At 33.0% G+C, this 15796-nt stretch carries 13 protein-coding genes, 1 tRNA gene and 1 pseudogene; 3 read left to right on the forward strand and 12 right to left on the reverse strand.

The genetic code is table 11. The features are described from left to right. Positions 1-892: 892 nt before the first annotated feature. Positions 893-977, forward strand: a tRNA-Leu gene (locus tag ABN236_RS16455). A 29-nt stretch (positions 978-1006) separates the two neighbouring features. Beyond that, positions 1007-1267 (forward strand): hypothetical protein, encoded by a 261-nt coding sequence (locus ABN236_RS16460; RefSeq protein ID WP_349474421.1) that lies wholly within the window; start codon positions 1007-1009, stop codon positions 1265-1267. Positions 1268-1379: 112 nt separating this feature from the next. On the opposite strand, the gene ABN236_RS16465 is transcribed toward ABN236_RS16460, so the two are convergent. From ABN236_RS16465 to ABN236_RS16475, 3 genes are all read right to left on the reverse strand, one after another. Next, the gene (locus ABN236_RS16465) at positions 1380-1916 is read right to left on the reverse strand and encodes a hypothetical protein (protein WP_349474422.1); all 537 of its coding nucleotides are present in this window, start codon (positions 1914-1916) and stop codon (positions 1380-1382) included. A gap of 776 nt (positions 1917-2692) precedes the next feature. Then, positions 2693-3142: a hypothetical protein gene (locus ABN236_RS16470; RefSeq protein ID WP_349474423.1), complete on the reverse strand. Its 450-nt coding sequence runs from the start codon at positions 3140-3142 to the stop codon at positions 2693-2695. Positions 3143-3385: 243 nt separating this feature from the next. Next, positions 3386-4258, reverse strand: a complete 873-nt coding sequence (locus tag ABN236_RS16475; protein ID WP_349474424.1) for a phosphorothioated DNA-binding restriction endonuclease — start codon at positions 4256-4258, stop codon at positions 3386-3388. A 214-nt stretch (positions 4259-4472) separates the two neighbouring features. On the opposite strand from ABN236_RS16475, the pseudogene ABN236_RS16480 reads away from it, so the two are divergent. Next, positions 4473-4713 (forward strand): annotated as a pseudogene (locus ABN236_RS16480) (integrase); the annotation flags it as partial. 615 nt (positions 4714-5328) lie between these two features. Here the strand turns inward: ABN236_RS16480 and ABN236_RS16485 are convergent. The 9 genes from ABN236_RS16485 to ABN236_RS16525 form a co-directional block, all read right to left on the reverse strand. Next, the gene (locus ABN236_RS16485; RefSeq protein WP_088493937.1) at positions 5329-5550 is read right to left on the reverse strand and encodes a hypothetical protein; all 222 of its coding nucleotides are present in this window, start codon (positions 5548-5550) and stop codon (positions 5329-5331) included. Positions 5551-5863: 313 nt separating this feature from the next. Then, entirely contained in the window at positions 5864-6244 is a 381-nt protein-coding gene (locus tag ABN236_RS16490) for a hypothetical protein (protein WP_088493936.1), read from the reverse strand. Then, the gene (locus ABN236_RS16495; protein WP_088493935.1) at positions 6245-7456 is read right to left on the reverse strand and encodes a hypothetical protein; all 1212 of its coding nucleotides are present in this window, start codon (positions 7454-7456) and stop codon (positions 6245-6247) included. 2 nt (positions 7457-7458) lie between these two features. Further along, complete coding sequence (locus ABN236_RS16500; protein WP_349474425.1) at positions 7459-7983, reverse strand: PAAR domain-containing protein; 525 nt, start codon at positions 7981-7983, stop codon at positions 7459-7461. Positions 7984-8246: 263 nt separating this feature from the next. Further along, on the reverse strand, positions 8247-9305 hold the full coding sequence (locus ABN236_RS16505; protein ID WP_349474426.1) for a fimbrial protein: 1059 nt from the start codon (positions 9303-9305) through the stop codon (positions 8247-8249). A gap of 9 nt (positions 9306-9314) precedes the next feature. Then, positions 9315-11825, reverse strand: a complete 2511-nt coding sequence (locus ABN236_RS16510; protein ID WP_349474427.1) for a fimbria/pilus outer membrane usher protein — start codon at positions 11823-11825, stop codon at positions 9315-9317. Positions 11826-11843: 18 nt separating this feature from the next. Further along, positions 11844-12524 carry a fimbrial biogenesis chaperone gene (locus ABN236_RS16515; RefSeq protein WP_349474428.1) on the reverse strand — a complete coding sequence of 227 codons (681 nt, stop codon included), beginning with the start codon at positions 12522-12524 and terminating at the stop codon, positions 11844-11846. Positions 12525-12582: 58 nt separating this feature from the next. Continuing rightward, complete coding sequence (locus ABN236_RS16520) at positions 12583-13155, reverse strand: fimbrial protein (protein WP_088493932.1); 573 nt, start codon at positions 13153-13155, stop codon at positions 12583-12585. A 658-nt stretch (positions 13156-13813) separates the two neighbouring features. Beyond that, positions 13814-15616, reverse strand: coding sequence for a sigma-54 interaction domain-containing protein (locus ABN236_RS16525; RefSeq protein ID WP_349474429.1), 1803 nt, complete (start codon positions 15614-15616; stop codon positions 13814-13816). Between the last annotated feature and the right edge of the window lie 180 nt (positions 15617-15796).

Below are 15796 nucleotides of genomic sequence, written 5' to 3' on the forward strand. Positions count from 1 at the left end.
ACAGAGCAAAGATAACACAGCAATAATAGAGTGAAGTAATAAGAAGGCATATTATAAAATAGCCTCTTTAATAATAAATAAGTTATATATTAGTAGTAATATTTCAACACCATTATATTAAATAGTAGTACCTTCGTTAAAGCAGTAAATAAATACCTTTATATTAGATAGCAGTACCTTCGTTAAAGCAGTAAATAAGTACCTTTATATTAGATAGCAGTACCTTCGTTAAAGTAGTAAATAAGTACCTTTATATTAGATAGTTGTTCCTTTGTTAAAATAGTAAATAAGTACCTTTGTGTTAAATAGTAATTTCCTATGTAGTAGTAAGAAGTACCTTGTTAAAGTAGTAAATCCTTATATCAATAATATGTAGTATAGATAAAGAAGTACATTATATTAATAAAACATAACTACCTTCTTCCTCACACCAGGGAAGAAAAGGGCAGTGACACTACAAAAATAACTTATAGTCATTAAAATAAAATTAAGCCCTCTATTAGCAGTACTGTCGGATCAAAACACTAACCCAAGTTTTGATCCTTTTTTTATTTATCGTTATGTAATTTAAAATATATCGGTTGGTTAAATTAGTTTTAATAAATTTATATAATGACGATGTAATATTTAAAAGAAAAAATAAGAGGTAAGAAAGTATAAATAAAATAATGGCTAAACTTAGATACAAGAACGACGAGATAATTGATTTATCGATACAATATGATTAAAGCATTAACGATAGATACCTTGATGTCACCTATAAATCGTGTTTTATGATAGTAACAAACCTTAAATGCACTTTTTTTCGCCAATCAAACTGAAAACTAACAATAATTGTTGCGAGGGCTGTTCACGCAAGTATAATGGGCAGGTTTTCCAGACACACTTCAGTGCCGGAGTGGCGAAATTGGTAGACGCAGTTGATTCAAAATCAACCGCCTTCGGGTGTGCCGGTTCGAGTCCGGCCTTCGGCACCAAAAATCAGACGCTAAAAGCGTCTTTTTTTATGCCTAAAATTTATGGTTTGTGGGGTGTTACCCTTCCACTTAGTCTTCCTCGCTATACTAAAACCAATTCACATCAAGTATCTGCTGTTGCATGTTGTGGGTATAAGCGTTTTGGTATTTCTCGATTCGATAATAGTTTGTACCAACGGCTCAAAATGTTGGCGCTGGGTGTTTACCCTGATATTTCACTTGCAGATGCCGGTGGAGCTTCAACCCGACCTTTTGTTTATTGGGCGGTAAACCAGTGTTCGGTTGGCTAAATCCAGTTTAAAATGACTGACCAAGTCAGTGAGATTAAACTATGTAGCGAGAATTGATTGGGGATTTTTCCGGCTTTTTCATGGTGATATAGCTTCTATACCAACTACTGTTTTAATACCATTGGATTAAAAACGACTGTTTTTTATCCTTAGTAACACCACATGGCATAAAACCTTTTTTAAATATGGAGAATATTTCTTCTAATTTAGAATTCTCATTAAAAGAAAATAAATATCGATAAATACTAACCATATTTAGCATATGATGACACTCATCACTAATTTTTTCTAAAAATAAATCATATTCGACATTATCAACTAATCCTTTTTTCTTTCTCATGAGATATAATTTTCTTTTCCTAATATTTTCCTTTACATAATCTTCAGTTGACAGCTTTGTTCTTTTAAGAATATTTTTATCTGCCTTTTTATAGTCTTTATGAAGGTAAAATTCAGATATAAGATCAGAAAAAAAATCGCTCCAAATTGCATATGGATTTGGAACATCCTGATCAAAAAGAAGTTTTATAGTATTTTCTTTATCTTCTATAATTTCATATCCTTCTAATTTATCAGAAGACCCAGAAAGAAAATTAGAGCTTTTAAAAAAAAGTATTGGCTCCATATAAAAATCTATTGTTTCATGCATTGATATCACCCTAATATTTCACTCCAACGATCAAACACTCTTTATTTTCCTATTTGGCTAATATCCTTACCAAATATTTTTGTGTTATACATATCTTTAGATCTAACTATATTCTCATCCATCATGCTTTTTTAGCTATATCTTTTATGTTAGCTACTTGTCTCGATACAATTTATTTAGATTAATTAAGATCTATTTGATCGGTCCTAAATAAGGTTGACACTTTTTCAATCTCAAATTGGAGTATTTACTGATAAAACCGAGTAATCAGGAACAAGCAAGAAAATTAATAGAAGAATCAATCTAGCTCTATAATGAAAAACGACCGCACTAATCATTAAATTATCAAATGCCCAATGAAGTTCACCGAGTGTTTTATGCCTGAAAAGTTGTCGACTTGTATTAGGGCTAATCAAACTGAAAACTCAGCATCAAATTATACCAGTACAACCTCATTAGTTTAGGTCATAATTTAGGGTATTTGATAGGTTATTGAATGAGTTAAAAAGGTTCATTAGTTTTTTGACAAATGAGAGATCTTTAATCTACACGTACTTGTTGAGTAGAAAATGCTTCAGCATAGAGATGGATATCAGCTTAATTGGATAATAATTCAGGTATAAATTAAGTGGTATAAGCACACCGAGAGGATAGCTGGTGTGCTGTCAATCTTCGGAAAGTATATATTTGTCACCATCAATTAATGTCTAGTCTGTTAAAGACATTCAGCTTATGCAAGTGATGGTGAAATAATACCTGAACGTCTCTACAAAAAGCTAATTGCTATTTGGTAAATCAAAAATATGTTCTCTAAGATTATCGACAACAGTATTAGGTAAGCAATTTATCGTAGTGATTAATTTATCTTTTTGGTACACATCTACTTGTGCTTCGTGTTTTGAATCAAAATAAAAAGAGGAAATGGTGTAAGTATAATTACCATTTTGAAAATCCATCTCATAGATTTCAGCAGCACCATTATCTCCTTTCGGAGTTAAATAGCGGCCCTCTAATTGCTCAGGTTTTTTCGTGAGGGTTATGTCAGGCCCTTGATTGAGCTTACCAAACTGATAGACATATTCTCCATTTACAAGACTAATATTAACTTTTTTTTGGCTTTTATTGACACATTGAAAAACTGTCACAGTATAGTTATCGGCGAGAGCAATGGGAGAAAGTAATCCCGTAGAGAAAAGGAAAAGCAACGTATTACGAAAAGTTAGCATGATAACCTCTTAATATCGTATTGTAACCAACCTATAATTTATTGTGGTACAGTTTATTTCAATTATCATATTGACACACTTGGTATTTTTACTGAAGCATAATGACCTTTCTGTTTGTGATTACCGTATCAGTTTACTCACATTAATATCGCTGATCTTATATTTATCGTCTTTTTAAGACTACAATCTTAATTGAATTTAAAACTTGAAATATGAATGATAGAATATCTACATAATTAATATTTATTGTTTAAAGACTTGTTCTTGATGCCAATTGATAAATATATCATTGGGATATTCTAAGGGGTTTTTAGGCAAGTATATTAGTTTATTTGCAAACTGCCAAAATAGTTGTTCTACCATTTGGCTGCCATTAACTCCATTAGAAACGAGTAATTTCATACTATCATCAATACTGATAGCTCCCATATCAAATGCAGAATGGTGTAATGCACACAATGCAATTCCATTATCCGTAGTACATGGCCCTCCAAACTGTTTCCATTTAATATGAGCTGCTTCTAAGCCAACGACAGCACTATCATAACGTAGATTATAGCCACATATAGCGCATTGATAATTGTAGGCTCGAAGAATATTTTTTCTAAAGGCTGGGTCACGGTTTTTGCGAATTTCTTGTAGAGGAAAATCGAGGCGATTAGCTATGATATCTTGAACATTTTCAGGAAAGTGCTCACTTAAAATTTGTTGTGCCAATTTATCGATTAGACTTGGTTTATGCAGAAGGAGTTGATAGCTTTCTTGATTAAATCCACCTAACACATTTTGCTTGATGAGCTCATTTTTTGATGGCTGTTTATTATTTTTTTGTAAGGACCATTCTTCATGCGACTCTAAATCCCAAAATCCATCACGTGCTAATCGCCAAAAAGGCATATTAGGGTAATGTTCTCGGCGAGATGGGCCAAAGCTAACAAGTAGTTCTAATAGCTGTTGATGAATCTCATTACCATAATTAAATAGTCGATCATGTCCTTTTCGGTACTCAGAAAGTGTTAAGAGGAGTAATAATGGTTTGTGAGGAGCTCTTTGATCGCCTTTACGCCATATTGAGATATTAGAAACTTTATGTTGTAGTGTTTTTTGAGTACACATAGTGATTATTACTTATCCCATTATTCACTTAATATAACTATTGCCTATAGTAAATCATAAATTATTAATACATTATTCATTGATTATTACTAGTTTAAATGCAAAAGGCCATTAAATAGTTTTAGGAACCAATAGTTACTTATAACCAATCTCCATTCTTTCTATGAAACTATTTTTAACGGTTGGAAACTCTGTAGTAAACGTAATCAAAGCATATCCAGCTGAACGTGAAGTGATAAAAGGAGTTTAAATACTCTCATCGTGGATCAAAAATACGTGATCTTCATTTAGAGCCTTTAAGCTGACGATCTATTGAGATTTTAAAACAGATTTATCAATTCAGCGGTAACCATGAGCTGATTTTTATTGGCGATCATAATTTTAGAAAATCGATGAATAAGAATACCGTGAAAAATACTTTACATATGATGAATGACGACACTAAGTTGGAAGTGTATCCTAGTGTTTTATAAGGTCACACTCACCTTTACGCCCGTTTATGAGATAATGCACTTCACAACTTATCCTATACTCAGAAAAAAACTTGACAAGAGCGGTATGTAACTCACGTGCCCATGATAAGCGTTCTAATTCTTTTATAATCACGAGTTATAGTGTCAGTATTACCTGCGGTAGAAGATCTCGGGCGTTCACAATTACGAAGGAAAAGGCCTGAATTATTGGGTGAGATAAAACCAATATTTCTGTGCACACCACCAATAACTGGTCCTCCTAATATAGTAATCTTTTGAGAATAAGGTACTCCAACCATAGCGTCATTTAATATCTCATTATCAGGAAAATAAGTTATTTTATTGCCTGAAAAACTGCATGAAGTTAGTAAAAAAAAATTAATATAAAAAATAATCGTCTAATAATCATAGTAATAAAGAAAAATGAGTAAGTTATTGATTAGTTTATCGTGACTTTATAAACATTGTCGATTTTTTACCTAAATACATAGTCTCTAAGGATGAGTGAAATACAGAGATTGTAATGACACCTTTTTTATAGGGGGTGCCATAAATTGTAATATTATGAAAATCTTTATCTTTTTTAACTTTACTTCCTCATTTTTGATAAGGAACTTTAGGTTTCCACTCTAAACCGGAGTTTTTGGGGGGCATTATAATTTCTACGCTTTTTCTATTTAATGCATCACCAGATATCTGAATTAACTCAGAATAAGGATGGTCCACAACTGTGTTAGGTAATTTATTAGGTGTCACTTTAGGTGTTGGATTGCCATAACCAATTAATAAAAGGAATAAAATGTAAATAATAAATCTCATATTAGATTATCTTCTTAAAAAGAAGTGCACCAATATTATGTTCTAAGATATATTTAATGTTTTTCCTTTTTTACGTGCCATCTAACCTCCTCCCAAGAAAACGATTTAAAATTAGCTATTGTATTAAGACTATTATCTAAATTTATATTTTTACCATTTTCATCAGAAATAGGACCAGCCCAAAAAACAATGATTCTTCCATGAAGTCTCACCTTAAGCTCTTTCAAACACTCCAGAAATTGGCGGGTCTTAAGTATTATGAATATTTAAGATGAATTGAAACTCTACTTATATCATGAAAAAGTTAAATTATTCATTCAACATTTATTTCATAAAGTTTATTAAATTCTTTTCCAGCATACATTGTTCCATAGGTAAATCCTTCGATATTAATTTTAATTTTTCCTTTTTGAATTGGTGTGCCATGAATTGATATTTGGTGAAAATTTTCACTTTTTTCAATATCATTACCCCATCTGTAGTAAGTGATTTTTGGTGTCCATGTTAAACCTGAGTTGCCAGGTGTTATGACTATATCTATTGTTTTACGATCTATTACTCCATTCGAAATATAAACTAACTCAGAATAAGGATGATCCACAACTGCATTAGGTAATTTATCAGGCGTCACTTTAGGTGTTGGATTGCCACAACCAATTAATAAAAGAGCCAAAATAAAAATTATATTTTTCATTTAAATTATTCTCTTAAATATTAAGGCGCCATAAGTGTGTTGTAAAAAGTACGCTAACGTTTTATATGGTAATACTTGTTTTTGTACCTCTCCCCAAGAAAACATATCTAAATTAACAAAAACATTAAGATCTGTATCTAATGTTACATCTTGTGTTCCTGTATCACGGAGTACATCATTCCAAACAATCCAATGATTCTTCCATGAAGTATCACCATCTGCCCTGTCAAGCATTCCAGCAGAAATTAAAGATACAATTGTATACCCATCTTTGAAATAGTTATTTAATTCTATAATATCTTCAAGATTGGAATGTGAGAGGGTGGTTTTATTATCTATTTTGGTATATCCAGCTTTTTCGAACCAATCAAATAATGTGGCAGGAAATGTGATACCAGCAGCTCGATCACTAACTTCGCTATAACTCATAATGCTATTTTCAGAATCTCGTAAACTAGCTAATGTAACCCAGTCCAACCCTTTGATGCCATTAATTTTTTTCCCTGAATGAAATCGACCTCTTGGCTTTTTACATCCTTTACTTGGTATTATTTTTAAGTTGCCAATCTTAGTTGTACCATATTGCCATAGCTCTTTTGCTGCTTGTTCATAGATATCAGGTCTATCTCTTAGCAGACAATAAAAAAATGCAGCAGGCCCACACAAGCTTGTTCCTCCTTGATTGGGATAATCAAAATGATCCATTCGCTGAAGTAATTCAAATTCAAATAGGCTTTTTTCAAACGGATCTTTAGTACTTCCTATGGGATATTCTTTTGCAATAAATTGCCTTTCAGGCACAGTAAGTTGCAATTTAATGGTGTTATCACCTTCATTAGCTGGTTTTGTTTGCCCACTTGATTCGAAATAACAAGCATTTTCTCTTTTTTTCTCTGAACAAGCTTTGCCTGATGCTAAATCGTCTAAGGTATATAACCGTCTAAAAGGTTCTTTAAGGGCTTGCTGAGTTAGAAGCATATTTTTTCTATATAGCATTATCTCAACGATATAAGTAGTAATAAGGGGATCGTCAGTATCCACTGTTTGATGTTTTAATGTCTCATAATTGGATTGCAGAGATTGTTGTGAAACGAGGGGAAGTAAATAAAATTTCTTTTTATTTTCATCCATTCGATAAATAGACAAATCATAAAGTAAATTATCGGCAGGAACATTTGATTCGATTTTTGTATATATAGAATATACGGCCATATTTAATCCTTTAATATGTGTATAAAGACATTATTGGCAGATTTTGTTTGATGCCATGAGGTATAACCTTCAGAGTCAGTGATACCTGTAACAGCCTGATTGTCATCAAGGTAGAGGTGATACTCATAATTTGCTAATGGAAGATTGTTATCATCAGTACAGAGATACCGGATATGATGTGGCTGTTCTGTTGTCGTGTTAGCTTCATTGGTCAGACTGTTTTCTGTACGAGTGCTAGGTTTTCTTGATGATTCGGTTATATAACAATCTTGAATAGAATTAATGAGTTTTGCTTTGCAAGGGCAGGAACTAAAGCTGTCTATGGTTCCCGCAATACGGCGATTATTTCCCAAAACATAACTAATACCACCCAGTATTTGGTAAGTTCCAGAATGTTTACCACAGGTGACTAGATCGCCTTCGCGTGCTGCGGAGGCACCATAAAACCTAAAAGTATCATCACCTGTTATTATTTGACCACCACAGGTTGTTTTATCACCTACCCGTAAAAAATATCCAGTAGCCATGTAAATTCCTTTTTCTGACTTAAATGAAATTTCATTATTGGCTGGATAAAGATAATTAACAAGTTATTTTTAACTATTTGGTTAAATAACACTCCATTTGAGTGAGTGGTTATTTCTAAATAATATAAATGATAGTGTTTAACATACAGTTAAAAATAAAATACCAACATAATTACTAATAAAAAAACGCCATTAAATCTAATTTAATGGCGTTATTAATCTGTGCGTTTAATTTTTAACTTGCTTGCTTATCGTGTATTTAATTAATCAAACTCCAACACAAAGTTTGCGGAAGCACTGAGTTTGCCGGGTTTTACCTCATCGCCATAGCGATAATATTCAGCTTTTAAGGGAACATTATTAATACCACTAGTTAAATCAGCAAGTTTTACAAACTGATTATTAATTAAGACGGTATCGCCACTGGAAGGAGATGAAACCACAAAACCGACACCTTTGGCATTATCACTATTACCTTCATTATCGGGTTTGATAATTGTTTTTTGCCCCTCATAACTTGTGGTGTTGTGAGCCATTAATTTTATTTTAGCGGAGGCATCACCTGTGCAATTTATTCTGAGATGATCTTCAGCATATTGATTATCGTGTGGAAAACCGATATCAGAAAATGCAGTAATAGGCATCTTAGGTAAGTTCATCTCAAGATCTGTATTTTCAGCACTGCAAGATGTTGGCGCACTAATAATATTTACAGATAAACGATAACTAAAACCAACTGCCGTTGTTCCACCACCAGAATTAAAGCGATTAATTAATATCGAGCCAATATATTGAGTCGTAAAACGCTGTGATTTAGGGTTATCTTTAGTCGCATAAACAATTACCGTAGCATCTCTTGTATTAAGTTTGGGCGCATTAACAGGGACTTCTTGTCCTGGTTGGCTTCTAAATGAAAGACCAGATTCATTCTCAATAAGAACATAAGCATAATCATCTAAACCGGTATTAGGTTTGCGTACAACATAATATGCAGGTCTGCCGTCAATATCCATATAGTAACTTGGTATAACCCCGCTAGCTTCGCTATATGTTGCATAAGCGTAGAACTCAGCACCATCTGGGCAATCTGCGACTGCAACATCAGAGCCATCACGCTTAAATGTAAAACGAGCTACTTCTTGATTCTTTTTAATCATCCCTTTTAGTTCAATGGTGCCACCTCTGGCATCCATCGTGCCATGTTTAATCCCCCCATTATTGACACAATCAGGAGCCGCATGGCTGTAAAAAGAGAGAGAAGATAAACTAAGAGTAAAAATTAGAAATAGTAATTTATTCATCTTATTTTTTAAGTTGGTCATTTTATTTCCTTATTTACACTCAGTATCTAAAATATATAAGCCATTAGCGGGAGTTTTATTATCAATATCATAGGTTGCATGGCAGCTTTTTTGCTCGCCATTAATTGTCCATGAAACTTGAATATTGCCCTGCGGTTTATTGGCAACAAAATAGAGTTGATGGAAGCTTGCGACTAATTGCGTATCATCGTTATCAATTTCGGCTTTAGCTCCCATTGGGATGGTACTCTTATCCGGAGTTTGTAATGTCAGTAGGAATTTAAATCCTTTTTTAGCATCGAAATCTGCTAACACTAATGCCCCTTTAGTCGGAATAATATTACTAATAATATTGTTCGAGATTTCAGTATTACTTGGGATTGAATTAGTGTTAACGCTAATGCTATTTTTTTGGTAAGGAGACATACCAGAAATAACAGCTAATCCACTATTATTAGTTTTAATAGATTGACCATTAATCACTTCTACACCTGAAGTATCTTTGGTTAAAATTAAAGCATTCGTCTGTTGTAATGACGGTGCAAACACCGCGCCATATTGTGTTGCAACTAATGCACCACTAATACCATAGTTGATATTTTGCTTATCTTGCGTATATGAGTAACCGGCATTAACAACAGCACTTTGGGCTTTATAAGAGCCATTTAAACCACCACTATAATTAACACCTTTATTGCCATACCCTTGATAAACATCCCAATTTGCTTGGTTTTTATCACCATAGGTGCCACTTAAACGCGCGGTTTGTAATACTTGGTTATCATTATTGGTCGATATACCGTAATTTGCCCAAATGTAGTTCTCATGCAATGAAAAAGGAATGCTAATATTCATGCTTAAATCGTGGCTATTTTTATTATTATCGTTATAGCGACTGCCATCATAATAAGTGTAATAAACACTATAGTTAATTTTATTAATCGCGCTGTTAAAGCCTGCATTATAAGAATGAACAGTTTTGCCACTCACATACTTATAAATAATAGAATTTAAATTAATTGAAGCATTATTAGAAAATAAAGGCTGGTTAATAGAGAGTGTATACTCATTTTTCAATCCATCGCGTGGATTGTATTTTGTATCCTTGTGCTCCATCGCTTGCGCAAAGTTAAGAAAGTTAGCATCAAAATGACGATAACCAACTAACGAAAGCGTTGTATCGGTTATTGATATATTTTTAGAATAATTTACTCTAAATGCGTTGCCATGCAATGAATCATTGCCATTGTTAGTGGAAGATTTGGCGTAGAGTAAATCGGTAGTGATCGCGCCATAGCTCCCTAAATTTACCCCTGTACCAACACCAACAGATTGATATTTTTCGCCGAGAAGTACACCACCATAAAGAGTGACGTAATCAGTTAAACCATAGAAAGCTTCGGTTTGAACAACATAAGCCCCATCACCACTGTTATTGCCGTCATATTTACCAGTTGAAAAGCTATATTTTATTTCACCTTTTCTTTCAAGATTGGCAATAGAAGAAAAAGGCACAATGAAATTCTTTTCAGAGCCATCGGCTTCAGTCACGCTGACATATAAATCACCGCCACTGTTCATTGGGTAATAATCGGTGATATTAAAAGGACCAGCAGGTACGCTACGCTTATAAATCACTTGGCCATTTTGGGTGATAGTGACAACGGACTCTGTATTGGCAATGCCAGAAACACTAGGTGCATAGGTTCTGTTTTGTGTTGGTGTCATCAATCTATCAGTGACGAGTTTAATACCTCTAAATTTTACTGAATCAAATAGCTGTGAAGAGGAATAGAGATCACCAATCATTAACTCACTATTAATGCTGGTAATTGCTCTAGAAAGAACATTACTTAATGTATTCCATTTTTTATCGCCATTTTCATTTTTCGTCCATGTTGAATAATTATTAAAACGCCAAGGACCTAAATTAACTTGGGTTTGAATATTGCCATAATAACTGTCTGTTGTATTACCATGACTACGGCTATTGAATGAAGATAAGGCATAGTTAACTAATAATGCAGGTATACCTGAATCCCAATTTTTTATTTCATTCTCTTTTAATCTATCTTCGTTAACATATAACTGTGGCAGTGTTAAAACATACTGTTTTCTATTTAAATCTAAATAACCACTTGCATTGTTGATATCGTTGAGATTAATAAAATCACTATTTTTGTTTTTATTAATCACATCATGAGGAAGATCTATGCCTGCTTTATACCACTCTTCAGCTGAAAGACGAGGGGCTAATATTTTATTATTATCCTCATCTTCCATGAGAATAAAATTAAATTCACGGGTTGATATACGATTGTTATTGACAAAAAGTGTTACTGTATAGAGCCCTGGAGCGATGCTATTCTCTCTAAAGACATTGAGATCTTCATTAGTGACTTGTTGTGTGCTTCCTTCAATATTTAATAGGTTGGCTGGATAATAATCGTTTGCTGATATGTTAAAAGAAGCTAATAAAGTACCAACAACAAATAAATGAAGTGATGATTTTTTAAAATAATTATCCATTGTCTTTTTCATATTGAATAATATCTCTTATTATAATGAGAATTCCATTGTCAGGCTTTTTCCAAAATCATCGATATAAAATAATTTTATTTTTTCTTTACCAGAAAGTGTTTTATTTACGCTAATGGCTGTTTCTGATTTTGGTGATAGAAAGCTAGGTATTTTTTCAATCTCTTTTCCATCAATAATAAGTTTTCCAATATTGATAAAATAAGGTGAGTTGTTTGATACCACAAGGCTATTATTTTTCGCGTTCCATTTTAACTCTTTAATTTCTTTTTCAATATTTACATCTTTAAGGGATTGAGGTCTGTAAATTAGCTTGATCCTATTGGTTAGGGAATAGCGAAGAACATTCTCTAAATTTTCATTACTTGGTGCGACAAATTTAACATTGATCCAATACATAGATTCAATATCATTAGGCAAAGTGGTATTTTTAGTCACTTGTAATGTATTTTTTTGCTGTGCCATTAATTTAATTAATGGTGGAGTAATAACAAAATCTTGAGTGAGTTTACCATTAAGATCTTCGACCCAAGACTGTAATAAATAATTAGTATTTTTATCGCCATTAAAGGCGACAAAACCTTCATTATTATTTGTTTCATTATAAACAACACGTGTTGTTTCTAATCCAAATCCAGCAAAACAAGATGTGATTGAGCTAATTATTAGACCTAATCCTAAAAGTGTTTTTTTAAATAGCATCGATAAATACCTCTTTAATAGATGCAGGTTAATATAGTAATTAACCTGCATTTATTTATTATTGATAAGTCAGGGTGTAATTTAATGTTGCATCAGCACGACCTGCTTCAACGTCATCATCAGTACTAACATATTTGGCAATAAAAGAGAGAGTTTTGGATTTAAGATCACCAGTATCTTTAATCTCATACTCTTCAGTGAAATTGATATAGTAAGGATTAGCCAAATCGTCATAATCATAAAGATGGATACCGACATTTTTAGCAGTATTAGGATCATTTGGATTATCTAATGCTAAAATTTGATCGGAGCTACTGTCAGCTTTACCTGATAATTTTAATTTAACTTTACCTTGTGGTGGGCAATTAATTAAAGAGATATCTAATTTCCCATTACCCGCTGTTCCACCAACTTCGCTACCTGCATCGCCAAATTCGCTGGTAGCATAACGACCCATATTAACGTTACCATCAGAACCTGTGCCATTAATATCAATAGTACAAGTCGATGAATAAATTAAGCCAGTAAAAGAAATCTGACCAGTTTGTTCTTCAGCAGAAACTGTAGCACTTGCCGTTATTGCAGAAATAACGAAAGCCATTGGAAGTAATTTTTTTGTTAAAATAGGCATGTTAACCCCTAGTGATTGATATAAATAGTATTTAATAAATCATATTAAGTGCTATTTATTCTAAGATTAGTTTATTGTTACAGTATATAAATCCACTAAAGTCACCAGGTAATGCAATCACTTTAAATAGATAAAACTAATAAAAATATAATCTTAAATAAAATAGCTTTTAGTATTAATCATAAAATTCACAGTCAATTTTTATTACTTTGTTTTTTATAATTAATACTAATTCTGGATATATAAAATGACTTCAATTTTGTGTACAAGCGAATTCTATGGTGTTTATTTGGCTATGTCTCATGCACAGTGTTACAAAATTCTCTTATGTAATAGGTGAAATTCATTAACAAGATAATAAAAGATAATTTTTTTCTTGTTATTTTTCATTTGATTATGTTTTTGAGGGGAATTAAGGATAAGAGGGGATAGTTTAAATTTACTTTAAGGAAAATATATTTTGTTACAAATAGAATTAAAATTAAATTGTATTAATGACAATACTTTATAAAAACCAATCATTAAAAGAAGAGTTCCTAATAATAATGAAAACAGTATTAGTGGGAATAATTATTATTAATAATTTCCTTTGTCCGTTTTTTTATTTAACCCCATATTCGGTGTCTTAAATATGAAAACACCCATATTAAATGCAATTTTATTGAGCTTTCATTTTTCTATATAAAGTCGCAATGCTTATTCCTAAAATTTCAGCAGCTTTTTTCTTTCCTTCTAATGTTATTCCTGTTTTATCTAACACGCTCATAATGGTTTGATATTCTGATGTCAGGCTTTGAGTTTTGAGAAGCTCTTGTGTGTTTAATGGCTGAGTTTTATTTCTATTGTCTGTTTTAGTTTCAGTATAGATACCACTGGTTTTTTCTTTTTCTAAAGGATCAAAATGAGGAGTTTCTAACAAATAAGGTGGAAGGTGACTGAGATTTAAATCAACGGTATCGCCTTGCATAACATACATATATTCAATCACATTGCGTAGCTCTCTAATATTGCCGGGCCAATCATAGGAATATAAGTAGTTAATAATAGAGTTAGGGATCTTCGCCGCAGGCCGCTGGTAAGTTAATGCTAAATCGTCGGCAAAAAATTGCGCAAGCTCTGCAATGTCTTCCCGATGATCACGTAATGCGGGAGTATGGATCGGAACAACATTAAGACGATAAAACAGATCTTCACGAAATTGCCCTTTATTTACCATTTCACGCAGATCTTTATTGGTGGCGGCAATGATCCTCACATCTATATTGATCATATTATTAGAGCCAACGCGAGTGATACTTTTTTCTTGGAGTACACGTAAAAGCTTAGCTTGTAGGTGCAAAGGCATATCCCCAATTTCATCTAGGAATAGGCTTCCACCATGTGCTAATTCAAATTTACCAATACGCCCCTTAGGATCAGCGCCACTAAATGCACCACGTACATAACCAAAGAGCTCACTTTCTAGTAGTTGTTCTGGAATAGCTGCACAGTTAATGGTAATAAAAGGCTGTTTTGTGCGTAGGCTTTGTTGGTGAATAGTGTAAGCAACCACTTCTTTACCTGAACCGCTTTCTCCGGTGATAAGTACGCTGGCGTGACTAACGGCGACTTTGCTTAACATGCTTTTTAATTGAAGCATATTTTGTGAGTTACCAATTAAAGGGGAGTGGGGATTTTCATCAACAGAGAGGGTATTTATTTGTGTCATATAATCACGAGCATCATGAAAAATAACCATGCTGAGTTGGTCATTATCAACCGATGAAAACGTAATTTTTTTACACAGAACATGATAGCGTTGTTGGTTTAATATCAGCCATGCTTCTTCATCGCCATAAAGAATATCGCCTGTCATCTGAATATCGAGAGATTGACCAATCAATTCACAATCAAAAAAGCGCAAAGCAGAAAGATTGGCGTGCCAAATTTTGCCTTGGCTATCGATCGCAATAACACCTCTATCCATTACATCAATCAAGTTACGGAAAGTGCCAAATCGTTCTTGCTCTCTAAGCCTTTCAAGGCATTCAAAAACGCGACTTGAGATCATCTCTGAAAATTGTTCAATAAAGGTAATAAAAGCCTGTTTTTGTTTCATCAGAAATTTTTTTTGTTCCCGATTAGAGCAGATAATGCCAATAACACCAATAACTTGATTATTAAGGAAAATTGGCGCATTTAGATCAAGCTCTTCGGTACAAGTTAGGCGATTTTGACATAGTTGGCAGAGATCGTTCTCTTTTGGATCTTCAATTAGAATGGTTTTTTGAACTTGCAGTACATGGCGATAAATATACCCATTACTGGAGACATCTTGATTGAGCATATAGCGATAACGACCTGTACCAGCAATACGCATTAAGTTGTTATCAATAATTTCAACATCGGTACCAGTGATACCCGCAATGGCATCGGTGTATTTGCTAATTTCATCTTGTAGGGTACTGAGTAACGAGTGCATCACATTCTCACCTTAAATTATCAATATTGATAATAAATTATCATCACCTGTTTTGGGTGTTTAATTTAATTGTTATTTATTAATTAGTTATTTGGTTTTTGTATAAAGCTCACACAGTTTATTATTATTGATAATTTATCACTTAAATAAAACCGCCTAGATCACAGCTTTTCTGCATGA

The sequence above is a fragment of the Proteus sp. fly-1013 genome (genome assembly GCF_040140245.1).
Lineage (GTDB): Bacteria > Pseudomonadota > Gammaproteobacteria > Enterobacterales > Enterobacteriaceae > Proteus > Proteus mirabilis_B.